We start from the raw sequence: 26,971 nt of genomic DNA on the forward strand, positions 1-26,971 counted from the left end.
CCAAACGCAACAAGTTTGCTTGACGATCACAGAGACGTTGAACCACCTGATCCCATCCCGAACTCAGAAGTGAAAAGCGTCATCGCCGATGGTAGTGTGGCATTCGCCATGTGAGAGTAGGTCATCGTCAAGTTTCAATTAGAAAGCCCTGATAGGTTACCCTGTCAGGGTTTTTTTTGGTTCAGAGATTGAAGTTCGGTTGAAATTCAAGACGGTACATCAAGACCTCCCAGAAATATTGACTCAGCCACTGACAAAATGGTCATCGCCGATGGTAGAGTGGCATTCGCCATGTGGCTCTTTATGAAGGGAACGAGGTCGTCGTCAAGTTTCAATAGAAAGCCCTGATAGGTGACCCTGTCAGGGTTTTTTTTGGTTCAGAGATTGAAGTTCGGTTGAAATTCAAGACGGTACATCAAGACCTCCCAGAAATATTGACGCAGTCGCTTTATGAAAATCACACCGTCCCAATAAGTGTGTTTACTAGAAGTTTAAAAAGCGACTCTCTTTCGTTAAATTTAATTTTGCCGATTAAAAAACAAGTAAAAACGAGAGAGACTATGGATAAGTTGCTATTGAGCAATTAACGGCTCAGCCAGAAGGATTGAATGAGTTAATGGAGATGTAGGATTATCGCAGTGGCTCACTTTTAGGTTGTTTTTGACAAAAAATGATGGAGGTTTCTGGCGTACCTAGCAATATTCCAAAATACGATGGCTAAGATGCTAAAGAGTAAAATCGTCCTACTATTGTTAAATGTAATTAGTGATACAGGGTACGAGCTTTTAAAGGGCATGCCCAACACAATGATCATAAATATATCAGTAACTATGCCCATTATTGATTCCTTTTGGTTTTTTCTAAATAGGGCAGGAAAACATTGTCTTAGTCCATAAACAAAAACCGCCACTTTGTTAGGTGACGGCTTTTGTAGATTGAATGAAGTAACGGTTTATGATTTAAGCAACGTTACTTTTATTATTGCTTACAAGGAACTGATTTACTGTTGCTAAAATAGCCTGAATAGATGCAGCCACAATATCAGCATTGATTGCAACGCCATTATAGCGCTCGCCATTTATATTCATTTGAACATAAGCTATGGCATTCGAATCGCTGCCTATTGTTAGTGCGTGTTCTGAATATTGAGTGACATCCATCTGAATATTAAATTGTTCAGCGATGGCATTTGCAAACGCAGAGATTGCACCATTGCCTTCACCTGAGATACTTGACGTGCTTTCGTTTGAGATGATGTCAGCACGAATTGTGTCGACGCCATCTTTTTGCAGTTCGTATCGGCCAATTGCGTATGGAGTGGAGCCAGTCATGTACGTATTTTCGAATAGTTGTTTCATGGATTCGGTTGTGACAACACCACCATCTTCTTCAGCAAATTTTTGGATGATAGGGCTAAACTCAACTTGCAACCAGCGCGGCAATGCCAAGCCATATTCTTGCTCAAGACTATAAGCAATACCGCCTTTACCTGATTGGCTATTAACGCGAATGACTTCTTGATAGCTACGACCTACGTCTCTTGGATCAATAGGTAAGTACGCAACGTCCCATGACTTGTCATCTGTCTGATTGTCTAAACACTTTTTAATTGCATCCTGATGAGAGCCTGAAAATGCAGTAAAGACCAATTCACCAGCATAAGGGTGGCGAGGGTGGACGGATAATTGAGTGCAAGACTGAACAACGCTGACAATGCGATCCATGTTACCTAGTTGTAATTGAGGATCTACGCCTTGGCTGTACATGTTCATCGCCATGGTAACAATGCACATGTTGCCTGTTCGTTCACCATTACCAAGCATTGTGCCTTCAATACGGTCTGCTCCTGCCATTAAGCCAAGCTCCGCAGCAGCAACGCCACAACCACGGTCATTGTGAGTGTGTAAGCTGATAATTAATGATTCGCGATTTTTAACTTCACGACAGAACCATTCAATCTGATCGGCAAACCTATTTGGAGTGGTGACTTCAACTGTTGCTGGTAAGTTGATAATAACTTTTTTCTCTGGAGTTGGTTTCCACACGTCAGCAACCGCGTTAACTACTTCTACAGCGTAATCAGTTTCCGTTCCTGTAAAGCTTTCGGGTGAGTATTGGAAAACCCATTCGGTTTCAGGGTTTTTTAATGCGTGTTCTTGAACGCATTTAGCACCATTTACAGCGATGTCTATGATGCCTTGTTTATCTAGGCGGAATACTTGTTCCCGTTGTGTTTTAGAGGTCGAATTGTAAACATGAACAATGGCTTTTTTCGCACCTTTTAAGGATTCATATGTGCGGGCTATTAGTTCTGGTCTAGCTTGAGTTAATACCTGTATATAAACGTCTTCAGGCAATTGGCATTCTTCAATAATCCAGCGGACAAAATCGAAATCTAATTGCGATGCTGCCGGAAAGCCTACTTCAATTTCTTTAAAGCCAACATCCAGCAGCATTTTGAACATCACTTTTTTTTGTTCAACCGTCATTGGTTCCACTAACGCTTGATTGCCGTCTCGTAGATCGACACTGGTCCAAGTTGGTGCTTGAGTTATTTCTTTATCAGGCCAAGTACGGTTGGTAATTTGTACTGGTTGAAAAGGGGTGTACTTAGTGTGGGTAAATACTGACATTGTTCATCCTCAAAAGTGCTCTGTGTGCTTGGCGATTAAGTAATATCATGTGGTAAATGATTCGATAAACAAATAATACAGAATTTTTTGAGGTGATAAATTGCGTTTTTCATACTAAATATGTTTAATTTAGCAATTAAATTGTTAGTTTTTATAAAATTTTGATGCTAAATGGTGTTTTTTTGAATCTAGATAGAATTGATATTCGAATTTTGACTGAAATTCAGCAAGATTCTAGCTTAACAAATCAGGAGTTGGCAGATCGAGTTGGACTGTCTCCTTCGCCTTGTTTAAGGCGTATGAAATCCTTAGAAGAGTCTGGAATTATCGACCGACGAGTAACTTTGTTGAACCAGAGGAAGTTAGGGTTGACACTCACTGCTTTTATTCAAATTAGTATGGATAGGCATACTCCTGACCGATTTGAGTTATTCGAATCATTAATGTCATCCTATCCAGAAGTGAAATCTGTGAATTTAGTAACAGGTCAATCTGCAGATTATTTGATTGAGGTTGTGGTCGAAGATATGGATAAATACCAAGAGTTCTTGCTTGGTAGACTAACGAGAATAGAAGGTGTGACGGGTATTCACTCAAGCTTTTTATTGAGAAAAGTAATGGATAGAACGGCTTTGCCTTTAGAACATTTAGTGCAAAAAAATAAATAAAGGTAAATTATATGGATAAACTTGAGTTTCATCCTAGTTGCCACAATCATACTGTTGTTGGTTTGTTAATGAGAATAGTTAATTTATGAATACATTGACCATTAAGCGTCGAGTTATGATCCCGATGAGAGCGGGAAAGGTGATGGCAGAGTTTGTGTCATTTAATGGTGATGATTCAGGGAAAGAACATATTGCAATACATTGTGAAGGTGTCTCTTTAGAAAAGTCGAAAGTGCCTTTAGTCCGGTTGCATTCAGAGTGCCTGACGGGTGATGTATTTGGTTCAGGCCGTTGTGATTGCGGGGAGCAACTAGATGAAGCGATTGATCTCATTAATGAGCAGGGCGGGTATATTTTGTATCTACGACAAGAGGGGCGTGGAATTGGCTTGTATGCTAAGTTAGAAGCGTACGCTCTTCAAGATCAAGGCTATGATACTTACCAAGCAAATGAGATGTTGCATTTACCTGATGACGGTAGAGACTTTTCGGTTGCGGCTGAAATGTTAAAAGCGTTAGGGTTAGGTAATGTGAGGCTGCTGACTAATAATCCGGATAAAGCAGAGCAATTGATAAATAATGGCATTACTGTTGATGACATCGTTCCTACGGGGGTTCATGTTAATAAGCATAATAGGCAGTATTTAGAAACTAAGGCAAAGAGAAAGCAACATACAATTATCCTTGGTGATGGTTAATTAGTTAGTCGAAGATTAATTAATGTGTGCATCACGTTTTACAGGAATGAATTCTCACGTGTTGCACATTTGATCTTCCCATCTTGAGATTTCTGTCTGGATGTTGTGATTAAGCCACCCTGAATGTTTTAATTCTTCAATTGAATTTCTATAAAATTCAACGGTTTCTTTTGATGTTTTAAGGCTGGCAGCTAACCACAAAGGGTCTGACAATTCATCAATTTTAAAATTGAGCTGCAGTTTTGAATGGTCAAATCCCAGAGAGCAAGCTGCACCATTGGCTAAAAAATACGTTAACGGAACCGCATCAATTCTACCTGAAAATAACATTTTTATAGACGTTTTGTAATCTGTCACTGTCATTATTAATTCAGCAGGGACGCCTTGATTATGCAAGTATTCTTGCATACTGCTGCCGTTTTGAACTCCGATTACCCATTTTTTTTCCATTAATTCTTCAATGCTGTTTATATTTGTTTGGCTTGAATTTTTGAGGCTGTATATTGCTTGACCATAGGGTGATATTTCACTTACCCATTGAAATCGAGACTCTCTTTCAGGGGTTCTGGATGCAGAGAAGAAAAAAAGGTTTTGCTTTTTCTCTGCTTCATACATAGCTCGTTTCCATGGTAAAAACTCAATATTTAAATTGCCTAATTCTTTGTGTTCTAAATGAATTTTTTCAAAGAGTTTTGTGACGTAGCCGCTTTGTTGTTCTTGATGAATGTATTGAAGTGGTGGGAAAGAGGAGGTTACAAATCGAGGCGTATCAATGGCAAGAATAAAAGGGCTGAAGACAGTTGATATTACAGAAATGAGGTATGTGTTTTTAAATTGCATTTCATATCCTTACTAGGAGTAGTAAACGGGCACATACCTGTCTACTTTCTCTGTGTATCTATTTAGATCTTAATTTTGCTTTTGCTTTTTTCTGGCTTTTTCTTTGCGTTTTTCTTCTGCTTTTAGAATGGATTTTGTCATGGGTTTGATTTTCTTTTTCCCCTTGGTTAATGATGCAACTCGAACTTTCTGTTTGGCTTCTAATCCCGCTACTCTGGAAAATTTAATAGGAGCAAGCATATAACGTTGAATTTTTTCTATAGCCGGAAGGTCATTGATATCGACAAGAGAAATACATGTGCCAGGTTTGCCTTCTCTTGATGCTCTGCCTGCTCTATGAACATATGAGTCGGCTTTTGGAGGTAGGCGTAAATTTATTACTGTGTTAATCTCTGGCAAATCAATGCCTCTAGATGCAACATCAGTCGCGACTAGGACTTTTAAACGGCCTCGTTTCATTTGTTTCAAGTGTTCGCTACGGTCGCTCTGCTTCATATCTCCGTGTAGCCCATCACACATAATATTTAATGTACGGATTTTATTTACCCAAACATCAACGTGATCTCTGTTAGAAACAAAGGCCACCACCTGTTTAACATTTTCACTTTTTAATATGTGTTCAAGAAAGCGTAATTTGTGGGCATCATCATCAACGCGGTAAGCAATTTGTTCTATTTGAGAGGGTACGGATCTTGCGGAATCGCCCAATCGAATTTGTTGAGCGTCTTCTTTTAATAATTGGCTAGACAGTTTGCCAATTTTTTCACCTTCTAATGTCGCTGAAAGCATAAGAGTTTGATGTTCTTTAGGCAGCAATTTAGATAGTTTAAAGATGACATCGGAAAAACCCATATCAAGCATGCGATCGGCTTCGTCAATAACGAAATAGGTTACATCTGAAAGGTCAAGCCATTGTTTTTCATCTAATTCGAGTAATCTGCCTGGTGTCGCAATTAAAATATCACAGTCTTCACTTAGCTGTTGCTGCTGCATTCCGTATGGTGTGCCACCGATAATTAATTGAGATGTAAAAGAACTGCTTGCGGTTAAGGACTCTGTAACGTTGAAAATCTGTCTTGCTAATTCGCGGCTAGGCGCAAGTACTAGTACTTTTGGTGCGTTCGTTGATTCTTCGTCACGGTCGTACAAATGCTGGATAGCAGGTGCAATGAAAGCCAGCGTTTTACCTGTGCCTGTTGGTGCAGTTGCTAAAATGTCATCACCATCCATAGCAATAGGAATCACTTCTGCCTGAACTGGAGTCGGTGTTGTAAAGCCAAGTTGCTTGATGGCGTATTGAATGGGGTTATCTAAAACGTCAAATGACATGCATTATCTCTATAATTGTTAGGCGTATCAGTAAAAAGCTTTATAATTCTTTTACTAAAGAACTAAGTTTGGGAAATAATAGCGCGTTTTACTATACTTTACATTAAAAGCATGTTCATGATGTATTTGTTTACTATAAAAAATGTCTCCTGCTATCCTTTTGCTTTTATAGTTAAGATCAAGCTTGGCAATTAAGTGCTAAATTATAATAAATTTTAAGAGCGTTACGTATGCAATTATCAGATGAGTTGGTTACACAGCAGACAATGAATTGGGTTAATCAGTTTATTATAGGATTAAACGTTTGCCCTTTTGCAAAGCGAGAAGTTGAGCGAAAATCGGTTCGAGTGTGTGTTATTCGTTCAAAAAAGGTAGAAGTTGCGTTAGAGGAGTTGATGTCAGAAATTCATTGGCTGGATGAACATGTTGAAACAGAAACGACTTTATTAGTCTTCCCAACGTTATTTAAAGGCTTTTATCAATATTTAGATTTTGTGGACCTTGCTGAAAGCCTTATGTATGAACAAGAGTGCGAAGGCATTTATCAATTGGCCACATTCCACCCTGATTATTGTTTTTCAGGTGCGGAGCAAGACGATGTTTCGAACTACACAAACCGTTCTCCATATCCCATGTTGCATATATTAAGGGAGGGAAGTGTTGAAAAGGCGATTGAGTTTTATGGTGATACGGATGTGATTCCTGAGAATAATATTGAAAAAATGAAAGAAACAGGCGCTCAAAAAATTGATCAAATAATTCAAGATTGCATGAATGTGGAAGAGTAAGCTGTTTCTAATATGCAATGAGAATGTAACAGGCCTATATATATGCTTGAAGTGCTAAATCAGTCTTTTGCATGAATATTTTTATTTTGAAGCGATAATAGATGCATCGGCCAATACTTCTGCGTTTGGTTGTTCTCTAGGTAATGCGCCTACTTAAATAGCTTCTCTTGCAATAGGAAAGCCTCCGTTGTCCCAATAAGTACTATAAACTTTATTAAACTCGCAGTAATTTCTTAATCTATCATGAAAACGCAGGTTTTAACCCGTCGTGCAAACTGTATCCAGCGGAACTTAAAACGGTTTTGATATTTACAGAAACAAAGAGCAAGCTATTCGAAAGCTTTATTGCAAGAGTATAAGAAGTGATAGGTTGTTTCCCTGTATAAATCGCTACTCGTGGGCTTTCTGCATGAGCATGTATTGAAAATAAAACGCAGCTTAGAAGCATAATGCATTTAACGGGAGAGTATACAAATGCTTTGTGATCTATGTTTGTTGTGTGCTATTTATGTCCAATTAGTTATGACTTTCTTATAGCGAGGATTTTAATGGCTGCTGAGAGTGTGCTTTGTAAAAGAGTGACGTATAGTAAGCAGGGTAAAGTTTGTAATATGCTACTAATACAGTAAGCGTATGTTAAATTATTAAATTAGCCGGAGATTTCATGGCCGTTAACATTGGACAACTGAATACGTTAGTTGTCGTTAAAGAAAAAGATTTTGGTTTTTATCTGGATGCAGAGCAATTGGGTGAAATTTTATTACCTAAGCGGTATATCCCAAAAGGAAAAAGAGTAGGTGATGAGATTGAGGTGTTTGTTTACCTTGACTCAAATGATGAGTTGATTGCAACCACTGAAACCCCAAAAGTGAAAGTCGGTGAGTTTGCGGGGTTGACCGCCATTGCTGTCAATCATATAGGTGCATTTTTTGATTGGGGGTTGCCAAAAGATTTGTTGGTGCCATTTAGTCAACAAAAAACACGGGTTGAAGAAGGTGAGACGCATTTACTGTTTGTGTACCTAGATCAACATACGAATCGTATTGTAGCAACGACCAAAGTTGACCCTTTATTGAATCGAGAGGAAATACCTTACCGAACAGGTGAGAAGGTTAAAGCGATTATTGGTGATAAAACTGATATTGGTTTTAAATGTATTATCGATGATTGTTTTTGGGGAGTATTGTTTTTTCAAGATGCTTTTAGACAGCTTCGTAAAGGAGAAGAGGTCTCTGCTTTTATTAAGCGGGTTCGAGACGGTGGTAAAATTGATATTAGCTTGCAAGAAGTTGGTTATAAAAAAGTTCGTGGCATTTTAGATGAAGTATTGGATTACCTCGATGCTCAAGGCGGCGAAATGACTATTACCGATAAGAGTAGTCCAGAAGCTATTTACGCGGTATTTAAAGTGAGTAAAGCAACCTTTAAAAAAGCCATTGGCGCCCTTTATAAAGATAAGAAAATCGCATTGTCACCGGGTAAAGTAACCCGAATTAAATAGCCGTGTTTTGGGTGGTTATACTTTAAAATGCTGACCACCCAACATAAATTATTCAACTTACTATTGAGTTGATGTGATATTTTCTAAATAGTTTTCTTGAATTGGCAGTTTCAGGCCGATCTTTTCCCCTTCGTTCACAAAATAACCTGAAATGAACTCAATTTCTGTTTTTCGTTTGTTGTTGACATCTTCTAACATAGAGGATCGGTTGGCTGCTGTCTTTTTAGCGACGTCAAAAACCATATTGGTAATTGTCTTCAAATCCATATCCTGAATAAATTCGTTATTGGCCTGAAATTTTGGGTGGCTCAATAGTGTGATCAATTCTTTAATGGCCGCAACTGACAGAGAGTAATAAGGCTCTTTTAATAAAGTGCCATTTTGAATTTTATGAATGGCTGTAATAGGGTTGATAACTGCATTTACAGTTGCTTTAATCAGCATTTTTTCAGAAATATTTGAAACTTGATATTGCTGTAGTGCGTAAGGAAAAGATCGCATTGAGTTATTGTTTACATCAAAGAAGCCAAAAGAACTCGATCCCGTGCCTGTTTTTTCAATGGTGTATTGATTGTGCTTTAAAACACCTTCAGTCGTGGTGCCTGCAATCAAAGTGTGATGTAGCAGTAATGAGCGTTGTATTTTTGTTTGAACGCCCATTCCATTGCATAGTGTTGTTATGTAAGCGTTAGGTAAAAGCGAGTTTTTTATTGCATTGTAAGCATCGATTTGATCGAACGCTTTGGTGCAAATCAAAACATGATTGTGTCCAGGTGCTAGGTGTTCAAGAACGGTATGATGTATCTGTTGCACCGATGTCGTTGCTTCTTCTCTGATGGATATGTGTTGGTAACCATTTGTTCTTTTGTTTAGAACGGTAACAGAGTGTCCAGCTTGCTGTAGTCTGCATGCCCATAAAAGGCCAATTGCCCCAGCGCCAACAATAAGCCACGATTCGAACGTTTTTTGATGGATCATTTGTTACTAAATAATGTTGATTAGGTTGAATTGCTGGTATTATCTCGAAAATTTTTTTGGAAAGCGAATTAGGAGAGAAAAATGCCTTCATTTGATGTGGTATCTGAATTAGATTGGCACGAAGTAACAAATGCTGTAGACCAAGCAAACCGTGAAATTGTGACTCGTTATGATTTTAAAGGAGTTGATGCAAGTTATGAAATTAAGGAGAAAACAAGTATTGATATGGAAGCGAAAGCGGAAGCTCAGTTAAAGCAAATGATTGATATCTTGTTTCAAAAAATGGTTAAACGAGGCATTGATCTGAAGTCATTGGAGCGTGGTAAAGTTGTCAATGCAAATTTAAGAGCGACGCAGTCGATTACTGTGAAAGAGGGGATTGAAGCTGCGGAAGCAAAGAAAATTGTTAAAATAATCAAAGACAGTAAAGTCAAAGTGCAAACACAAATTCAAGGTGATCAATTACGTGTGACTGGGAAAAAACGTGACGATTTGCAAGAGGTAATGTCATTGTTAAGAGCGGCAGAATTAGATATTCCAGTGCAGTTCTCAAACTTTCGAGACTGATTAGGTTTGGCTGGCTATCTTAGGAAGGTTTTACTTTTTTACCTATGATATGCCAGCCTTCATTTTCTAATTGTTCTTTTTGTCTTAGATAGGCGGAAGAATCAATTAGAAAGCTGATTTCTTTTTTACTGTTTACGACTCGAAACCAAGGGAGCTCAGTGTCTTTTGGTAGCTCTTTTAGGATCCTGCCAACTTGTCTTGCATAGTTTTTATGGCCTGCCCGTTTTGCAAGCTCTCCATAGGATATAATTTCCCCAGTAGGTAGCTCGTTTAGAATGCTGTATATTCGTAATTTAAATTCGTCCATTGTCGGTTTCTTATTCTCTAGTCGATAGTGTAGATGTTTTTCACATAAATAAGGTAAGACGATTATATGCGTAAAGCTCTTTTCTTTATATTGTTGATTCCAATTATTGAAATATTGGTATTGATTGAAGTGGGTGGTCAAATAGGTGGTTTAAATGCCGTATTATTGATTTTTGCCACCGCGATTTTTGGTATTGGAATCATTAGAAAGCAAGGTGGGGAAACGTTATTAAAAGCGCAAGAAAAATTAAAAGTGAATGTTTTACCTGCTCAAGAGATGGTGGATGGGATATTACTGGCGATTTCAGGCGTCTTCTTGGTTATTCCTGGCTTTGTAACAGATGCAATAGGGATCTTGTTATTAATTCCTCCTGTGAGAAAAGGTATCTTCTATACTGTATTTCTGAAACTTATTGCTAGCAAGATTAATGCGTCTGCTAGTTATGCGTCTCGACACAAAGATAATGGTGATGTAATAGAAGGTGAATATACGAGGGAAAATAAAGATCAAATTGATAAGAATTAATTAAACTAAGGGGTTGAAAAGGATTTATGCAACCTTATATCCACAGACAGTATGCATCCTGCTATATAAAGTGGGAGCAACCCCGCCAGGGGGGTCCTGGCATTAATTACATTTTGGAGATAGAGATCAATGAATATTCGTCCTTTGCACGATCGTGTCGTTGTTCGCCGTAAAGAAGAAGAGACAACAACCGCTTCTGGTATCGTTTTGCCCGGCTCTGCTACTGAAAAACCAAATCAGGGTGAAGTGCTGGCTGTGGGCACTGGCCGTATTCAAGCTAATGGAGATGTATCTCCTTTAGCAGTAAAGGTAGGTGACATTGTTTTGTTTGGTCAGTACTCCGGTCAAACAGTAAAACTAAATGCCGAAGAGCTATTAATGATGAAAGAAGATGAAATATACGGAATTTTAGAAGCTTAATTTTCTAAAAATCTCTCTTTTTTGAATTAAACATACAGTTTAGGATTATAGAATATGTCTGCTAAAGAAGTTAAATTTGGTGATGGCGCTCGTCAACAAATGTTGCATGGTGTAAATGTATTAGCTGATGCCGTAAAGGTTACGTTAGGACCTAAAGGCCGTAACGTTGTAATTGAAAAATCTTTCGGTGCGCCAATTGTTACTAAAGATGGTGTTACTGTTGCTAAGGAAATTGAGCTAGAAAACAAATTTGAGAACATGGGCGCTCAAATGGTCAAAGAAGTTGCTTCACAAGCAAACGATGCTGCTGGTGATGGTACAACTACCGCGACAGTTTTGGCTCAGTCTATTATTACTGAAGGTTTAAAAGCCGTTGCGGCTGGTCGTAATCCAATGGACCTTAAGCGCGGTATTGATAAAGCGACTCAAGCGGTTGTTCTTGAATTGGCTGATCTTTCTACTCCTTGTAAAGATTCCAAAGCCGTTGAGCAAGTTGGAACAATCTCTGCTAACTCAGATTCTTCTGTTGGTAAAATTATCTCAGAAGCAATGGAACGAGTGGGTAAAGAAGGGGTTATTACTGTAGAAGAAGGCTCAGGCTTTGATGATGAGCTTGATGTTGTAGAAGGTATGCAGTTTGACCGTGGTTATTTGTCTCCATACTTCATTAATAATCAAGAAAATATGAGCGCAGAATTAGAAAGCCCGTTCATCTTGTTGGTTGACAAAAAAGTTTCTAATATCCGTGATCTTCTACCAGTATTGGAAGGTGTTGCTAAGGCTTCGCGTCCATTACTTATTATTGCTGAAGACGTTGAAGGTGAAGCACTTGCGACTCTCGTTGTAAACAGTATGCGTGGCATTGTAAAAGTAGCTGCTGCTAAAGCTCCAGGTTTTGGTGACCGTCGTAAAGCAATGTTGCAAGATATTGCTATTCTATCCGGTGCAACTGTTATATCTGAAGAAGTAGGTCTTTCTTTGGATACAACAACTCTTGAGCATTTAGGTACAGCTAAGCGTGTTACGCTTACGAAAGAAAGCACTACAATTGTTGATGGTGCTGGTCAGGCTAGTGATATTTCGAGCCGTGTAGAGCAAATTCGTGCTGAAATGGCGAATTCAACATCTGACTACGATAAAGAGAAGCTTCAAGAGCGTGTTGCTAAGCTTGCCGGCGGTGTTGCTGTAATCAAGATTGGTGCAGCTAGTGAAGTAGCAATGAAAGAGAAAAAAGCACGCGTTGATGACGCTCTTCATGCTACTCGTGCGGCAGTAGAAGAGGGTGTTGTTGCTGGTGGTGGTGTTGCCCTAGTTCGCGCACTTTCTAAACTATCTGAATTGCTTGGTGATAATGAAGATCAAAACGTTGGTATTACTTTGGCTTTACGTGCGATGGAAGCGCCAATGCGTCAAATCGTAACCAATGCTGGAGATGAAGCTTCTGTTGTTGTTGACAAAGTAAAACAAGGTGAAGGTAACTTTGGTTACAATGCAGCATCAGGAGAATACGGTGATATGATCGATATGGGTATTCTTGATCCAGCGAAAGTAACTCGTTCAGCATTGCAAGCAGCCGCATCGGTTGCAGGCCTTATGATTACTACTGAATGTATGATTGCAGACTCACCTAAAGAAGATGCGCCAGCAATGCCTGATATGGGCGGTATGGGCGGTATGGGCGGTATGGGCGGTATGATGTAGTAGTGATCTATTATGTTGTTAATGCTTAAACCTCCTAGGTTTTGCAAATTAAGGGCACTTCGGTGCCCTTAATTTTTAAGTTTAAAAATGTCTATAAGTCACAAAAGGTAATAATTACCTTAAAAATAAATTAATGTATTAAAGCTTGAATTTATGGTTGAAATGGAAGGTGCTTCTCTTATTAAAGCCAAACCGTTGATTCTAAAGCTATTGATAAATCATAGACTGTGTAAGATACTTAATGCTTGAATCATTCAGTAAATTAAAAGAAAAGGGAAACTTATGCTAAAGAAAACGCTCATTAGTTTAGCTGTGTCCGGTTATTTGTTCGGATCTTCTGCTTTTGCGCTTGAATTAGGTGAGTTATCTCTTAAATCTTCACGAAGCGAACCTTTCCGTGCAGAAGTTTTTTTAACAGATACAGCTAACTTTACAGCAAAAGATGTCTCTATTCGGTTGGGTAGTGAAAGCGAATTTAGATTGGCTGGTATCACACCTATTAGAGCGCTATCTCAGCTTAAGTTTCAAGTTATTAATCGTGATAATAGGCTGGTCGTTGATATTCGCAGTGCAGAGCCCCTGAACGCATCGGAGTTGCATTTTGTTCTTGCTGCTAGATGGCCAAGCGGGCAAGTAGTACGTGAGTATCAAACACCATTAAGTAGTGCGGCTTTTATAGAGAAAAGTGGGGAAGGCGTCGTGCAATCCGCACAGTCATCTTCTGTATCATTTAGGCCCACATCAACACCTGCTATTACTTCTGTGGATGGCAATGAACTGCGTGTTATACGTGGAAATACTCTATGGAGTATTGCTGATAAAAATGCGCCATCTAGCGATTTAACAATCTACCAAACCATGATGGCTATACAGGCCTTAAATGAAGATGCTTTTCATTCTAATAATATTAATTTGTTGAAAGAAGGGTCGATCTTGAGGTTGCCAACTCAAGATCAAATCGCAGTATTTAACCGCCTTGCTTCAAAAGAAGAATTTGAACGACAGAACTTAGCTTGGGAGGCATTAAAAAGAGAAGGAAAGATACCTAAGAGTTTAGGTAAGGCTCAGTTAAATACGCAAGCAAACTCCAACGCTCAAACAAAGCAAAAAGCGAATGAAGGGGATAAATTGTCCTTAGTTTCGGGTTCCAGTGTTTTACCTGAAGATTCGTCTAATTCAAATGAAAACAATTCCGAAATAATTAAAAACTTAGAAGGTAAGCTTTCTGAGAGTAAAGAGCTACTTGATAAAGAAAAACGAGAAAAAAGCGATCTAGAAAGTAAATTAAAAGAACTTAGTGAGCAACAAGAGACTTTGGAAGAACTGATAAGTTTAAAAGATGCCCAGTTAGCTGAATTGCAAAAGCAAATGATCAGTGCTCAACAAATCATACAAGAACAGAAAAATACAGTGGATCAATTGTTAGAGGCGGATCAGTTACGTCGTGAAGCTGAAATGATTGAAGAAAGTTCGTTAGTCAATCAAATATTTAAGAACCCCATCATAGTATCTCTTATTGGTGTGGTTATGATGTTACTTGGTATCTTAATTGGTTTCTTGTTAAAGAGAAGAAGCAGTAAAAAGCAAGAGCAGTTTGAGTCTTTAGATAATGAGTTCGATTTATCATCGAGTACTATGGCTGTTGGTGCGACAGCGGCCACTATGGATGCTATGTCTGATGATGTTGAAGAAGATCCAGTGGAAAAGGTAGCTGAATCAACGGTCAGTGAAGTTGAAGAAGAGGATCCATTTGCTTTTGAGTTTTATTCTGCGGACGATTTTGATGATCTTGATTTAGCTGATGATGAGTCATCAATCGATGAGTTTGAAGTTGATGAAGATGAAGATGAAGATGAAGATGAAGATGATTCTGAAGTAATTGAAATTGATGATCAAGTCGCTCTAGATGATACTTTTGAGAGCGAGTCCGACTCTAATTCTACTGATGATGGCATTCCAACAGTCGAAGACAGTCAGCCAGCCCTACCTGAAATAGATAACTCTGAAGAGGAGTCTTTTGTATCAAACCTTCTTGATGACTCTGGTCTTGATGGCATAGATATGCCTGAAGAAACAACGAGTCAAGAATTTGATGATTCTCCGATAGAGAGTGCTTTTGAAGACGCTCTAACCGATATTGCCAGTGAATTTGACGGTGATGATGATTTGGACGTTCCTGAGTTCGGAGAAAATGAAGCCTCTGAAGATGTAGAAGAATCAGATGAAGAGGAAGAGTTTGATTTCTTTGATGCTAGTGGTGATGAAGTGGCGACTAAACTTGATTTAGCTCGTGCCTATATGGATATGGGTGATGAAGAAGGGGCGAGAGTTATTTTGGATGATGTTGTTGAATCTGGTAATGAGACTCAAATTGCAGAAGCCCAAAATATGATGGATCGGATGTCACCAAGTGAGTAAAAAAATTGCGTTGATTGTTGAATATAAAGGTTCTAGTTATAAAGGTTGGCAATCTCAAAAAGGCAGAGTTTTAACGATTCAGGACTGTTTAGAAAAAGCGTTAAGTATCATTGCTAATCATCCTATTTCGGTGGTTTGTGCAGGTCGAACAGATTCCGGTGTTCATGCTTGTTATCAAGTAGTGCATTTTGAGTCAAATTCTAAGCGAGAGCTTAAAGCTTGGGTATTAGGAGTTAATTCTAATTTACCTGAAGATATTGCAGTTATTGATGCGAAAGAAGTGCAAGACGATTTTCACGCACGTTTTAGCGCATTGAGCAGGCGCTATCGATATGTGATATACAGTACTCGTATTCGTTCTGCCATCATGTCAAAAGAATTGACATGGACCCATAAAAAACTGGATGTGGAATTAATGAGCCGTGCCGCTGAATGTTTTCGAGGTACCCATGATTTTACATCTTTTAGAGCGGTTGGTTGTCAGGCCCATAGCCCAGTTCGTACAATATTAAACTTTGACGTATATAAGGCGGGTGCTTACATTGTTTTAGATGTTCGGGCGAACGCGTTTTTGCATCATATGATTAGAAATTTTGCTGGAGTCCTTATATCTATAGGCGCTAGTGAACGATCTGTGGAGTGGGCTAAAGAAGTACTAGGCGCGAAAGATCGTACTGTTGCAGGTGTTACTGCTCCTCCAGATGGTTTGTATTTTGTTCATGCTGAATACCCTAAAAAGTATGGGTTGCCTCATGTGCCTATGGGGCCTCACTTTTTACCTATACATAAAGAAAAACACTATGACACATCGAGTTAAAATTTGCGGAATCACCAACTTGGATGATGCTTTAACTGCGGCATCTTTAGGCGCTGATGCGTTGGGTTTTGTTTTTTATAAAAAAAGCCCGCGCTATATTGACCCAATTAAAGCAAATGAAATTGTTGCTAACTTACCTCCTTTTGTTACTCCTGTTGCATTATTTGTTGATGCATTAGATCAGGATGTTGAAAGTCTTATTGAAGGAAACTCTAGATGGATAATTCAGTTTCATGGTAACGAATTAGAAAAGGATTGTCTTAAATTTGGTCGTCCGTACATAAAAGCATTAAGAGTTAAAAACGAAGACTATCTGTTGTCTCAATTAACTGAATACCCATCCGCTTCTGCATTGTTACTAGATGCGTACAAAGAAGGTGTCCCAGGTGGAACGGGTGAAACCTTTAATTGGGACGTTATTCCTAAAGATATGAAAATGCCTCTTATTTTAGCTGGCGGGTTATCGCCAAGTAATATTACTAAGGCTTTAACAATAGAAGGTATCTATGCTGTTGATGTTAGTGGTGGTGTAGAGCAATCTAAAGGAATTAAAGATAGCATCAAATTAGAAGAATTTATTTTAGGAGTGAAGTGTGGATAAGGTAGAATTTTCGACAGACTTACCTGATGAATATGGTCGATTTGGTCAATTTGGTGGCGTATTTGTCTCAGAAACATTAATGTCAGCATTAGATGATTTAACGAAAGTATATGAAAAATTATCAAAAGAAGAATCTTTTCAAGCGGAATTTGATAATGATCTTGCGCATTATGTAGGTCGTCCTTCTCCTTTATATTTTGCTGAGCGCTTAACGAAAGAAGTTGGCGGTGCAAAAATCTATCTAAAAAGAGAAGATTTGAATCACACTGGTGCTCATAAAATCAATAATACAATTGGGCAAGCCTTGTTAGCGAAGCACATGGGGAAGCCTAATATCATTGCTGAAACAGGTGCTGGCCAGCATGGCGTTGCCTCTGCAACTGTCGCTGCTAGATTAGGCTTAAAGTGTAAGGTGTTTATGGGGGCTGAAGATGTAAAGCGTCAGTCTCTAAATGTGTACAGGATGAAATTATTGGGTGCGGAAGTGATTCCAGTCGAATCTGGGACTAAAACACTTAAGGATGCACTAAATGAAGCGATGCGTTATTGGGTAAGCAATGTTGATGATACTTTTTATATCATTGGTACGGCAGCTGGCCCACATCCATATCCGATGTTAGTCCGTGATTTTCAAGCAGTTATCGGCCGTGAAATTAAAGATCAATGTATGACTCAAGAGGGACGTTTACCTGATGCACTTGTTGCGTGCGTAGGTGGTGGCTCGAATGCAATTGGCATGTTCCATCCTTTTATTGCTGATACGGACGTTGCAATGTATGGTGTTGAGGCTGGCGGCGACGGAGTCGAAACAGGTCGTCATGCTGCACCTTTATCTGCGGGACGCCCTGGCGTTTTACATGGTAATAGAACTTATGTTATGGCTGATGACGATGGACAAATAATAGGGACGCATTCCATTTCGGCCGGATTAGATTACCCTGGTGTTGGTCCTGAGCACTCTTGGCTAAAAGATGTTGGACGAGCAAATTATGTGGCGATAAATGATGATGAAGCAATGGCTGGCTTTAGAGATCTCACCCGGTTGGAAGGAATATTACCTGCTTTAGAATCCAGTCATGCCATTGCTTATGGAATGAAGCTTGCTGCGACAATGGATCAAGATAAAATAGTGGTTATTAATTTATCTGGCCGTGGTGATAAAGACATTCTTACAGTTGCTGAATTAGATGGGATTGAGGTGTAGTAATGAGTCGAATTAATCAATGCTTTTCTACTTTAAAAGCAAACGGTCAAAAGGCATTAATCCCATTTGTAACTGCTGGTGATCCCACACCGGGGCATACAGTTCAAATAATGCATTCATTGGTTAAGAGTGGTGCAAATATTATTGAATTAGGTATGCCTTTTTCTGACCCGATGGCTGATGGCCCTGTCATCCAGTTGGCATCTGAGAGAAGCTTGGCAGCCGGAACCAGTATTCTAAAAGTTTTAGATATTGTTGCTGAATTTAGATCACAGGATAGCATTACACCTATTGTGTTAATGGGGTATTTAAACCCAATTGAATTTTTTGGGTATAAAGAATTTTCTGAAACGGCAAAAAAAGTTGGTGTTGATGGTGTCTTATTGGTTGATTTGACTCCAGAAGAAGCAACAGATGTAGTAGAATTCTTCAAAGAAAATGAATTGGATTTGATTTATTTATTGTCTCCCACGACAACACCAGATAGAGCAAAGACAATTTGTGAACTGGCTTCAGGCTATGTGTATTATGTTTCTGTAAAAGGCGTAACTGGTACAGCATCTTTAGATGTTGAGAGTGTCAAAGAGCATGTAGATTCTTTGAAAGAGATTACAGACTTACCTATCGGTGTTGGTTTTGGTATTCGTGATGCTCAAACAGCGAAAAAAGTAGCTCAATGCTCTGATGGTGTTATTGTGGGTAGCGTCTTAGTTAATAGTATTGCTGATAATCAACATGCGTCCAATGATCAAATATGTGAAGAATTAAGCAAGGTATTATTGCCTATGCGTCAGGCAATGGACACTTAGGTAGCAAGAATTATAAGGTTTTTTGGGAGTAAAGAATGAGTAGTTGGTTAGATAAATTTGTCCCTTCCATAATGAGAAGTGAATCCAAGCGAGTGGGTGGATCTGTTCCTGAAGGGCTATGGAAAAAATGCCCAAAATGCGAATCTGTTCTATATCGCCCCGAGTTAGAGAAAAACTTAGATGTTTGTCCAAAATGTGAGCATCACATGCGTATCAGCGCAAGAAAACGCTTGGACATTTTTCTTGACAAAGAAGGTCGAGTTGAAATTGCATCGGACTTAGAGCCAGAAGATAAGCTTAAGTTTAAAGATACAAAACGTTACAAAGACCGTTTGGTTGGTGCTCAAAAATCAACGGGCGAGAAAGATGCTCTGATAGCAATGGAAGGGACTTTGAATGGCATGCCAATTGTGGCGGTGTCTTTTGAATTTAATTTCATGGGCGGATCAATGGGTTCAATTGTTGGAGAACGCTTTATCCAAGCAGTGAATGTATGCCTTGAAAAGAATATTCCTCTGGTTTGTTTTGCTGCAAGTGGAGGTGCTCGAATGCAAGAGGCGCTGATTTCATTGATGCAAATGGCTAAAACAAGCGCTGGCCTAGAAAAAATGAAACAGCGAGGTATTCCTTATATATCTGCGATGACTGATCCTGTATTTGGAGGTGTATCAGCTTCACTTGCTATGCTGGGTGATTTAAATGTCGCTGAACCGAATGCTTTGATTGGTTTTGCTGGGCCTCGTGTAATCGAGCAAACAGTGCGAGAAAAACTTCCTGAAGGTTTTCAACGTAGTGAATTTTTATTAGATAAGGGCGCACTGGATATGATTATCCCTCGTCATGAGATGCGTTCTAGACTTTATAATATTCTTTCTATGCTTACAAATAAGGCCGCATAATATAATGTCAGGCAAAACGCTTGAGGAATGGCTTTCATTTATTGAAAGCCAGCATCCTAATAATATTGAACTTGGCTTAGATCGCTGCTCTTTGGTTTTAGAGAAGTTAAATATAAAAAGACCAAAAGGTAAAATATTAACTGTTGCGGGTACGAACGGAAAAGGTTCAACCTGTGCTATGTTGACGGACTATTTGTTGCATGATGAATTTACCGTTGGTACTTTTACCTCTCCTCATTTTTTAAAATTTAATGAAAGAATTGCTATAAACGGCAAACCTGTATCGGACTCTTTGATTTGTGATGCCTTTAGTGTTATCGATCGCATCCGTTCAGATATTGAACTTACCTATTTTGAATTTAATACACTTGCTGCATTCTACATTTTTGACCAGGCGAAATTGGATCATTGGGTGCTCGAAGTGGGGTTAGGTGGTCGTCTTGATTCTGTCAATATGATTGATGCGGATGTTGCTGTGGTGACGTCTATCGCTTTAGATCATATAGACTGGTTAGGTGATTCTCTTGATCAAATAGCGATTGAAAAGTCTGGGATAGCTCGCCCTAATGCATTGCTAGTTAGTGGTGTGGTAAATCCACCTGATACAATTCAGTCAAATGCTTTAAAAATAGGTGCCATTTTAAAGCAAAAAGGTGAACACTTTTTTTTTGATGCAAATTCCAAGCACTGGTCCTGGAAAAGCGACAGTCTTTCTTTTTCCAATCTTATTCTTCCCCATTTACCCATCGAAAATGCGGCTACCGTTATTGCTGTTTTAGTTTTTGCTGGCTTTGTACCTACGCAAGAAAAGCTGAGCAGTATGTTTAATCGTGTTACCTTGATAGGGCGTTTTCAAACGGTAAATGACTCGCCACATGTTATTATTGATGTCGCCCATAACCCTGAAGCAGCCGCAGAGCTTGCAAAGCGTATTACTATGCTGGGGGTGCAGCCGATTGCCGTATGTGGGATGTTAGAAGATAAAGACTTCCACAGTGTCATTAATATTTTGTCTAACTCTTTTTCTTCGTGGCATTTTGCTGATTTACGTGCACCAAGAGGAGCGAAATCCTTATTGCTGGCAGAATGCTGTGGACGAGGTATCTGTTATAATTCGGTCAGTGAGGCGTTTGCTGCTGCTGAACAAGAGGCTATTGAGAAACACGTTCCTGTGATTGTTTTTGGCTCTTTTCATACAGTGGCTGATTACTTAGACGTTTATTCTTAGAGGCTTGAGAATGCTTGATAAAACAATACGATTTCGTCTAATTGGTGTGGCATTAATGGTTGTTCTATTTGCTGGAGTCTTGCCGATAATTCTGGATGGGGAGCGCCCACCTGAATTGGATGTAAAAATCCAAGTAGAATCTGCACCAACATTACCGAGTGTTAAAATACCCCCCTTACAGCCGATTACGAGCCTTGGCGATAATTCAGTTGTTGAAATAAAAGACAAGCCTCCAGCTCCATCTAAGGTTAAAAAAGATGACGACGAGGTGCAGCTTAATACAAATAAAGTTGAGCACGTTGTTATTAAAGCATCAACGCCATCTACTCCCATTCAGAAACCGACAACGAACAATACTGCTCCCTACAAAGGTGTACGTTGGTCGGTTCAGATTGCGACATTTAAAAGTAAGTCAAATGCAGACAACCTAGTCAAAAAATTGATAAAAGCAAAATATGCCGCTTATAGCATTACTACAAATTCGCTTTATAAGGTTTATGTAGGCCCTGAAATAAAAAGAGAAAAGGCTGAGTCCTACCGAGAAAAAATTGAAAAAGAGTTTCGATTAAATGGCTTAATAGTGAAGTATTCTGAAAATTAATATGATGTATTTTGAATCTTTATGACACCTGGTAAACTTCCTCGCCAATTAAATAAGAGGCATTTATGGAACTTGTAAGCTCTATTGCTACCCTTGATTGGGTCATTTTTATTGTGATATTGTTGTCTTCTTTAATTAGCCTTAAAAGGGGGTTTGTTAAAGAGGTTTTATCTCTCATTACTTGGGGTATGGCGTTTGTTGTATCTATAAAGTTTTCGTCGCAAATGCAATCTCTCTTGATTGATCAAATTCAAAACGATCAAATTCGATATATTGTTTCTTTCCTTATTTTGTTTATTTCTACACTTTGTATCGGTGCTTTAATAAGCTATTTACTTGGTTCATTAATACAAATAACAGGCCTTTCAAGCACGGATCGAATTTTAGGTATGATTTTTGGTTTTGCTAGAGGTGCGTTAATCATCGTAGCAGTGGTGTCATTGTTAAGTTTAAGTCCACACATTACGGAAAATGAATTCTGGCAAGAATCTAAACTGACACCAAATTTAATTTTATTAAAAGACTGGGCGCAGGAAATGTTAGGCAAGAGTTCCGATTTAGTTGATCCGACTCTCATTGATCGCGCCTTACAAAGTTAAAATTATGAATATCGATTTTCAAATCGCTTTTCCCCTAAAACACGAGGAATAACAGAATGTGTGGTATCGTCGGCGTAGTTGGCACTACATTGGTCAATCAAGTCATTTTTGATGCACTCACCGTGCTTCAGCATCGCGGTCAGGATGCTGCAGGAATGGTAACAAGTTACCATGGAAAATTATGCTTGCGCAAAGATAATGGTGCGGTAAGTGAAGTTTTTCGCACGCGTCATATGAAAAAACTACTGGGAAATATTGGTATTGGACACGCTCGTTACCCAACAGCTGGGACGTCAAGTTCCGCTGAAGCTCAGCCGTTTTATGTGAACTCGCCTTATGGAATATCTCTGGCGCATAATGGTAATTTGACTAATACTAAACAGCTAGCTCAAGAGATATTTGAATCTGACCTGAGACACATAAACACCACCTCTGATTCAGAAGTGCTATTAAATATTTTAGCTCACGAATTGCATCAAGAGGGTAAATTGGTACCGACTCCAGGTGATATATTTAACTCTTTAGAACGAGTTTATGATCGAATTCAAGGTGGATATGCGGTCGTATCATTGATTACTGGTTATGGATTATTAGCGTTCCGTGATCCAGATGGTATTCGCCCATTAATTTATGGATCTAAAAAAACTGAGAGTGGTCATGAATATATGGTTGCTTCAGAAAGTGTCGCTTTAAATGCGGCAGGCTTTACAGTAGAAAGAGATATTAATCCTGGTGAAGCGGTGTTCGTTGATGTAAATCACAATATCCACTTCAAACAGTGTGCACCCGCAAAAGTAGCTCGCCCATGCTTATTTGAATATGTCTACTTTGCCCGTCCAGATACAGTTATTGACAGTATTTCTGTTTATAAAGCGCGCATTAATATGGGTGAAAAATTAGCTGAAAAAATTGAAGAAGAATGGAATGAGCATGACATTGATGTTGTTATTCCAATTCCAGATACCAGTCGTACTGCGGCACTTCAGATTGCTCAAAGATTAAATATCCCTTTTAGAGAAGGGTTGGTTAAAAATAGATACATTGGCAGAACGTTTATTATGCCAGGGCAAGCAGTTCGTAAAAAATCCGTTCGTCAAAAACTAAATCCCGTACCATTTGAATTTAAAGATAAAGTAGTTTTATTGGTTGACGATTCCATTGTTCGAGGCACGACCAGTAAAGAGATTATTGAGATGGCAAGAGAAGCTGGAGCGAAAAAAGTTTACATCGCTTCTGCTGCGCCTGAAGTTCGCTACCCCAATGTATATGGCATTGATATGCCTGCTGTTGAAGAGCTAATAGCTCATGGTCGAGAATCGGATGAGATATGTAAATTAATCGGTGCTGATAAGTTGATTTTCCAAAATTTGGATGACCTAATTGAAGCATGTATTGATGAGAAACATTCTGACGTGAGAGAGTTTGATACATCCGTATTTGATGGTAAGTACATTACTGGGAACATTGATGCGGAATATTTAGAAAATTTACAGAAAGCACGTAATGACTCTAAGAAATCTAATGTCGAAGCTCTGGCTGCAAGTGATATGATGCAACCTTTCTAGTTATGTTTTTGGGTGTTATGTATTGAAATCGCCCAATTGAATTGGGCGCTTTCATTTTAGGTACAGCTAAGGAGTTTACTGATGTCAGATTATAAAGAATTAACCAATATCATCCATACTGGTGTACGTCAAACACAAGAACAAGAAAACAGTGAAGCTATTTTTATGACTTCAAGTTTTGCCTATAGCAGTGCAAAAGAAGCTGCAGGTAAATTCTCAGGTGATTTGGATGGGAATGTGTACTCTCGTTTCACGAATCCTACGGTTGAATTGTTTGAAAAAAAATTGGCTGTTTTGGAAAAAGCAGAAGCCGCAATTGCGACTAGCTCAGGTATGTCAGCATTGATGACGATGGCGTACAGTTTGTTGAGCTGTGGTGATCGGGTTGTGTGTTCGAGAAATATTTTTGGGTCAACAGTAAAGTTCTTTGATACTTATACAAAAAAATTCGGCGTTGATGTTGTTTATGTTGATGCGACAGATTATGCGGCTTGGGAGCGAGAAATAACGGATAATACTCGATTATGCTACTTTGAAACACCATCTAATCCGTTATATGAAGTCGTTGATGTTCAACGTGTGGCTGATATTGCGCATGCAAAAAACGCACTTCTGTGTGTTGATACTGTTTTGGCGACACCTGTATTGCAAAACCCAATGACTCAAGGCGCTGATATTGTTATGCAATCGGCAACCAAATTTATTGATGGTCAAGGCCGTTGCCTTGGCGGTGCTTTGATATCGAGCCAAAAAATAATTAATGAGTTCACTGCATTTATGCGAAGTGCTGGCCCGTGTATGAGTCCATTCAACGCTTGGGTGCTATTAAATGCATTGGAAACTTTGCCACTTAGAATGAAGGCTCATTCCGAAAATGCACAGGCTCTAGCGGAGTGGTTGGAACTTCATCCAAAAGTATCTAAAGTGAACTACGGTGGCTTACCATCTCATAAATATCATGAGTTAGCAAAGCGTCAACAAAGGGGATTCGGTGGCTTATTGTCTTTTGAAGTTTTTGGGGGGCGTGAAACTGCATGGAAGGTTATCGATGGAACCAGTTTGTTGTCTATTACAGGAAATTTCGGTGATACTAAAACATTGGTCACACATCCTGCTAGTACAACACATGGAAGATTAACTCCCGAGCAAAAGAGCGAGGCGGGGATCGTAGAAGGGTTAATTCGTATATCAGTGGGTGTTGAGGATGTGCAAGATATTATTGATGACCTTGCAAAAGCATTAGACGCGATTTAATGTTTTGTATAGTAAGACTGGTTAAAGTGGTTAATCAGTCTTATTGTTTGTTCCATAATTTCTTATTTTATATTAAGGGCATTTCATGTTCTTAGTAATATTTTTTCGTTTTCTTTCATTTTTTCTTCTTTTTTTAATCTAAGTTCGTTCTTTTGTATTTCGAGTAGATATTCTTCAATAGCCGTTCTTATATCACTTTCTATTCTAATAAAATGTAAGGCGATTTTATTATTTTCTATTCGGATGATTTTTGCTTGAATATCGCTAGATACATTGATTCCATAACGTAGTTGGAAGGTGGCAATTGTTTCTTTTGCTAAATCTGAATTATACTCAATTTGGCAGCCTTGAATGCTGATATTTAGGCATTGAATAAGCTGTGCTTGATAGAGTACAGAGAACTCATTGTTGCTGAGAGGCTGTCTGAATGCCATTCTTCGATTTTGGGTCGAAAATAGAATCGGATTAATTGCCATAGAGTTTTTGTAAATCTGGGGATTTTTGCAAAACAAATTCAGCGCGTCTATTAACCGCTCGATTTTCTGATGAATCGTTACGTACAAGAGGGATGCTGTCAGCGTATCCGGTAGCCGTCATTCTTTCTGGCCGAAAGCCAGCGTCTAAAAAATAGCGTAGGGCGGTGGTTGCGCGTATGGCGGATAGCTCCCAGTTACTAGGGTACCTAACGGTATTTATTGGGATGTTGTCAGTATGTCCTTGGATGCTTATGGAGTATTCAGGGTAGCGATTGAAAATATCAATGAGTTTATTAAAAATGAATTCTGCTTCATAGGAAAGTTGAGCTTCACCCGATTCAAATAACGTTTGTCCGTCTACTCGTATGGTTATTTTTTCTCCATCTTCAAATACCGAAACGACATTTGATAAATTGGAAGAAATCATTTTATTAGCAATGTCATTTGCAATTTCGTTTACTTGCTCTCTTTCTTCTGTGTCAATGGGTTCCTCAGAAAAGGTAAGGTCTTGATTGTCTGCGAGTTGAGGCGTCTCTGGAGCAATGGTTTGGCTGCCTCCACCGGAGTAAAAGCGAGGTGATTGGTTAATATTGGCACCGTTGCTTGAAAGTGCTATTTGGATAGAAGAAAGTGCGGCTTCTAAGGTGGTTTCTGTCATTTTAGACAGACTGTACATTAATATAAAAAATACTAATAAGAGAGACATTAAATCTGCAAAAGTAAATATCCAAGTAGGAACTTCATCTTCTTCAAATAAAGGATCACTCATTATTCTTCTGCTCCAATGCCAGCCGGTTTCCTTTGATGAGCAGGAACGTAAGAAGAAAGTCTTTCATAAACGGCTAGATAGTTATTACTACCTAGTAAACTTACGGTGCCATCACGAATAATTTCAAGTGTTTGTATTTCAAGAATGGTTCTTGCTTTTAACTTCCCTGCTATAGGTTGGAAAAAAATAGTGGCAAGGAAAGATCCGTAAAATGTGGTCAAAAGCGCGACGGCCATTGATGGGCCAATGGTGTCGGGGTTGTCTAACTGAGAAAGCATCTGTATCAAACCGATTAACGTCCCTAGCATTCCAAATGCGGGAGCATAGGTCCCCATCTTTTTAAATACGTCTTGAATAACATAATGGCGCATTTTTAAAGAGTCAATGTCGGCTTGTAATGTGTTTCGAATGTAAGTTTCATCAGAGGCATCTGATGCCATAGCGAGTGCACGCTGTAAAAATGGTGAGTCGGCTTCTACACGGCTTAAAGCAATCAAGCCTTCACGGCGAGCTACTTTAGTAAGCTGTAGCATAGTCGCAATCATTGCTTGAGGGTTCTGTTTGTCTTGAGTGAAAATTATGATTGAAGCTCTTAGGGCGGACATGGTGTCTTTAAATTGAAAGGTGACCAGTGTCGCCGCTATCGTTCCACCTATAACAATCATCATTCCTGGAATGTTAACGAATATAGACATATCGCTACTACCTAAAAAGATAGCGGATAAAATAAGAAATAGGCCAGTGATAATGCCAACAAATGATGCGAAATCCATTAGT

The 26,971-nt window shown here is 39.0% G+C and carries 27 protein-coding genes and 1 rRNA gene; 20 read left to right on the forward strand and 8 right to left on the reverse strand.

Features of this window, described 5'->3' with window-relative positions:
• Positions 1 to 18: 18 nt before the first annotated feature.
• Positions 19 to 133, forward strand: a 5S ribosomal RNA gene (gene rrf / locus ACMUMJ_RS14280).
• Positions 134 to 959: 826 nt separating this feature from the next.
• Here the strand turns inward: rrf and leuA are convergent.
• Entirely contained in the window at positions 960 to 2,633 is a 1,674-nt protein-coding gene (gene leuA, locus ACMUMJ_RS14285) for a 2-isopropylmalate synthase (RefSeq protein WP_414679529.1), read from the reverse strand.
• 182 nt (positions 2,634 to 2,815) lie between these two features.
• Here leuA and ACMUMJ_RS14290 point away from each other — a divergent pair, with 182 nt between their 5' ends.
• Positions 2,816 to 3,301, forward strand: coding sequence for an Lrp/AsnC family transcriptional regulator (locus ACMUMJ_RS14290; protein WP_414679530.1), 486 nt, complete (start codon positions 2,816 to 2,818; stop codon positions 3,299 to 3,301).
• Between the two features lie 85 nt (positions 3,302 to 3,386).
• On the forward strand, positions 3,387 to 3,998 hold the full coding sequence (ribA, locus tag ACMUMJ_RS14295; RefSeq protein ID WP_414679531.1) for a GTP cyclohydrolase II: 612 nt from the start codon (positions 3,387 to 3,389) through the stop codon (positions 3,996 to 3,998).
• Positions 3,999 to 4,052: 54 nt separating this feature from the next.
• On the opposite strand, the gene ACMUMJ_RS14300 is transcribed toward ribA, so the two are convergent.
• A complete protein-coding gene (locus ACMUMJ_RS14300) occupies positions 4,053 to 4,838 on the reverse strand; it encodes a substrate-binding periplasmic protein (RefSeq protein ID WP_414679532.1) in 786 nt (261 codons plus the stop codon).
• A 69-nt stretch (positions 4,839 to 4,907) separates the two neighbouring features.
• Positions 4,908 to 6,167 carry a DEAD/DEAH box helicase gene (locus ACMUMJ_RS14305; RefSeq protein WP_414679533.1) on the reverse strand — a complete coding sequence of 420 codons (1,260 nt, stop codon included), beginning with the start codon at positions 6,165 to 6,167 and terminating at the stop codon, positions 4,908 to 4,910.
• 230 nt (positions 6,168 to 6,397) lie between these two features.
• Here ACMUMJ_RS14305 and ACMUMJ_RS14310 point away from each other — a divergent pair, with 230 nt between their 5' ends.
• Positions 6,398 to 6,955 carry a DUF1415 domain-containing protein gene (locus tag ACMUMJ_RS14310; protein WP_414679534.1) on the forward strand — a complete coding sequence of 186 codons (558 nt, stop codon included), beginning with the start codon at positions 6,398 to 6,400 and terminating at the stop codon, positions 6,953 to 6,955.
• A 664-nt stretch (positions 6,956 to 7,619) separates the two neighbouring features.
• Positions 7,620 to 8,456: a CvfB family protein gene (locus ACMUMJ_RS14315; RefSeq protein WP_414679536.1), complete on the forward strand. Its 837-nt coding sequence runs from the start codon at positions 7,620 to 7,622 to the stop codon at positions 8,454 to 8,456.
• Positions 8,457 to 8,516: 60 nt separating this feature from the next.
• Here ACMUMJ_RS14315 and ACMUMJ_RS14320 read toward each other — a convergent pair whose 3' ends face one another.
• Positions 8,517 to 9,434, reverse strand: coding sequence for a ketopantoate reductase family protein (locus ACMUMJ_RS14320; RefSeq protein ID WP_414679537.1), 918 nt, complete (start codon positions 9,432 to 9,434; stop codon positions 8,517 to 8,519).
• An 81-nt stretch (positions 9,435 to 9,515) separates the two neighbouring features.
• Between ACMUMJ_RS14320 and ACMUMJ_RS14325 the strand changes: the two genes are divergently transcribed.
• A complete protein-coding gene (locus tag ACMUMJ_RS14325) occupies positions 9,516 to 10,001 on the forward strand; it encodes a YajQ family cyclic di-GMP-binding protein (protein WP_414679538.1) in 486 nt (161 codons plus the stop codon).
• Between the two features lie 19 nt (positions 10,002 to 10,020).
• On the opposite strand, the gene ACMUMJ_RS14330 is transcribed toward ACMUMJ_RS14325, so the two are convergent.
• Positions 10,021 to 10,308 carry an MGMT family protein gene (locus ACMUMJ_RS14330; protein WP_414679539.1) on the reverse strand — a complete coding sequence of 96 codons (288 nt, stop codon included), beginning with the start codon at positions 10,306 to 10,308 and terminating at the stop codon, positions 10,021 to 10,023.
• Between the two features lie 66 nt (positions 10,309 to 10,374).
• On the opposite strand from ACMUMJ_RS14330, the gene ACMUMJ_RS14335 reads away from it, so the two are divergent.
• The 14 genes from ACMUMJ_RS14335 to ACMUMJ_RS14400 all read left to right on the forward strand — a co-directional run bounded on the left by ACMUMJ_RS14335 (position 10,375) and on the right by ACMUMJ_RS14400 (position 24,949).
• The gene (locus ACMUMJ_RS14335) at positions 10,375 to 10,833 is read left to right on the forward strand and encodes an FxsA family protein (protein ID WP_414679540.1); all 459 of its coding nucleotides are present in this window, start codon (positions 10,375 to 10,377) and stop codon (positions 10,831 to 10,833) included.
• A gap of 129 nt (positions 10,834 to 10,962) precedes the next feature.
• Positions 10,963 to 11,253: a co-chaperone GroES gene (locus ACMUMJ_RS14340; RefSeq protein WP_414679541.1), complete on the forward strand. Its 291-nt coding sequence runs from the start codon at positions 10,963 to 10,965 to the stop codon at positions 11,251 to 11,253.
• Between the two features lie 54 nt (positions 11,254 to 11,307).
• A complete protein-coding gene (groL, locus tag ACMUMJ_RS14345) occupies positions 11,308 to 12,954 on the forward strand; it encodes a chaperonin GroEL (RefSeq protein ID WP_414679542.1) in 1,647 nt (548 codons plus the stop codon).
• A gap of 282 nt (positions 12,955 to 13,236) precedes the next feature.
• Positions 13,237 to 15,372, forward strand: a complete 2,136-nt coding sequence (locus ACMUMJ_RS14350; RefSeq protein ID WP_414679543.1) for a motility hub landmark protein FimV — start codon at positions 13,237 to 13,239, stop codon at positions 15,370 to 15,372.
• A complete protein-coding gene (truA, locus tag ACMUMJ_RS14355) occupies positions 15,365 to 16,189 on the forward strand; it encodes a tRNA pseudouridine(38-40) synthase TruA (protein WP_414679544.1) in 825 nt (274 codons plus the stop codon). The genes ACMUMJ_RS14350 and truA overlap by 8 nt, the downstream gene beginning before the upstream one ends.
• Positions 16,173 to 16,790, forward strand: a complete 618-nt coding sequence (locus ACMUMJ_RS14360; protein WP_414679545.1) for a phosphoribosylanthranilate isomerase — start codon at positions 16,173 to 16,175, stop codon at positions 16,788 to 16,790. Before truA ends, ACMUMJ_RS14360 begins: the two co-directional genes overlap by 17 nt.
• A complete protein-coding gene (gene trpB, locus ACMUMJ_RS14365; protein ID WP_414679546.1) occupies positions 16,783 to 17,994 on the forward strand; it encodes a tryptophan synthase subunit beta in 1,212 nt (403 codons plus the stop codon). Before ACMUMJ_RS14360 ends, trpB begins: the two co-directional genes overlap by 8 nt.
• 2 nt (positions 17,995 to 17,996) lie before the next feature.
• A complete protein-coding gene (gene trpA / locus ACMUMJ_RS14370; RefSeq protein WP_414679547.1) occupies positions 17,997 to 18,803 on the forward strand; it encodes a tryptophan synthase subunit alpha in 807 nt (268 codons plus the stop codon).
• 35 nt (positions 18,804 to 18,838) lie between these two features.
• A complete protein-coding gene (gene accD / locus ACMUMJ_RS14375) occupies positions 18,839 to 19,702 on the forward strand; it encodes an acetyl-CoA carboxylase, carboxyltransferase subunit beta (protein ID WP_414679548.1) in 864 nt (287 codons plus the stop codon).
• 4 nt (positions 19,703 to 19,706) lie between these two features.
• The gene (gene folC, locus ACMUMJ_RS14380; protein ID WP_414679549.1) at positions 19,707 to 20,930 is read left to right on the forward strand and encodes a bifunctional tetrahydrofolate synthase/dihydrofolate synthase; all 1,224 of its coding nucleotides are present in this window, start codon (positions 19,707 to 19,709) and stop codon (positions 20,928 to 20,930) included.
• 10 nt (positions 20,931 to 20,940) lie between these two features.
• Positions 20,941 to 21,531, forward strand: coding sequence for an SPOR domain-containing protein (locus tag ACMUMJ_RS14385; RefSeq protein WP_414679550.1), 591 nt, complete (start codon positions 20,941 to 20,943; stop codon positions 21,529 to 21,531).
• Between the two features lie 65 nt (positions 21,532 to 21,596).
• Entirely contained in the window at positions 21,597 to 22,130 is a 534-nt protein-coding gene (locus tag ACMUMJ_RS14390) for a CvpA family protein (protein ID WP_414679551.1), read from the forward strand.
• Between the two features lie 56 nt (positions 22,131 to 22,186).
• On the forward strand, positions 22,187 to 23,695 hold the full coding sequence (purF, locus tag ACMUMJ_RS14395; RefSeq protein ID WP_414679552.1) for an amidophosphoribosyltransferase: 1,509 nt from the start codon (positions 22,187 to 22,189) through the stop codon (positions 23,693 to 23,695).
• An 81-nt stretch (positions 23,696 to 23,776) separates the two neighbouring features.
• Positions 23,777 to 24,949: an O-succinylhomoserine sulfhydrylase gene (locus ACMUMJ_RS14400; protein WP_414679553.1), complete on the forward strand. Its 1,173-nt coding sequence runs from the start codon at positions 23,777 to 23,779 to the stop codon at positions 24,947 to 24,949.
• Between the two features lie 83 nt (positions 24,950 to 25,032).
• On the opposite strand, the gene ACMUMJ_RS14405 is transcribed toward ACMUMJ_RS14400, so the two are convergent.
• From ACMUMJ_RS14405 to ACMUMJ_RS14415, 3 genes are read right to left on the reverse strand one after another with little or no spacing between them, the layout of a single operon-like run.
• The gene (locus tag ACMUMJ_RS14405; RefSeq protein WP_414679554.1) at positions 25,033 to 25,425 is read right to left on the reverse strand and encodes a PilZ domain-containing protein; all 393 of its coding nucleotides are present in this window, start codon (positions 25,423 to 25,425) and stop codon (positions 25,033 to 25,035) included.
• Positions 25,415 to 26,194 carry an OmpA/MotB family protein gene (locus ACMUMJ_RS14410; protein WP_414679555.1) on the reverse strand — a complete coding sequence of 260 codons (780 nt, stop codon included), beginning with the start codon at positions 26,192 to 26,194 and terminating at the stop codon, positions 25,415 to 25,417. Before ACMUMJ_RS14410 ends, ACMUMJ_RS14405 begins: the two co-directional genes overlap by 11 nt.
• A complete protein-coding gene (locus ACMUMJ_RS14415) occupies positions 26,194 to 26,967 on the reverse strand; it encodes a motility protein A (RefSeq protein ID WP_414679556.1) in 774 nt (257 codons plus the stop codon). The genes ACMUMJ_RS14410 and ACMUMJ_RS14415 overlap by 1 nt, the downstream gene beginning before the upstream one ends.
• Between the last annotated feature and the right edge of the window lie 4 nt (positions 26,968 to 26,971).

This window comes from Marinomonas phycocola (genome assembly GCF_047525455.1).
Classification (GTDB): domain Bacteria; phylum Pseudomonadota; class Gammaproteobacteria; order Pseudomonadales; family Marinomonadaceae; genus Marinomonas.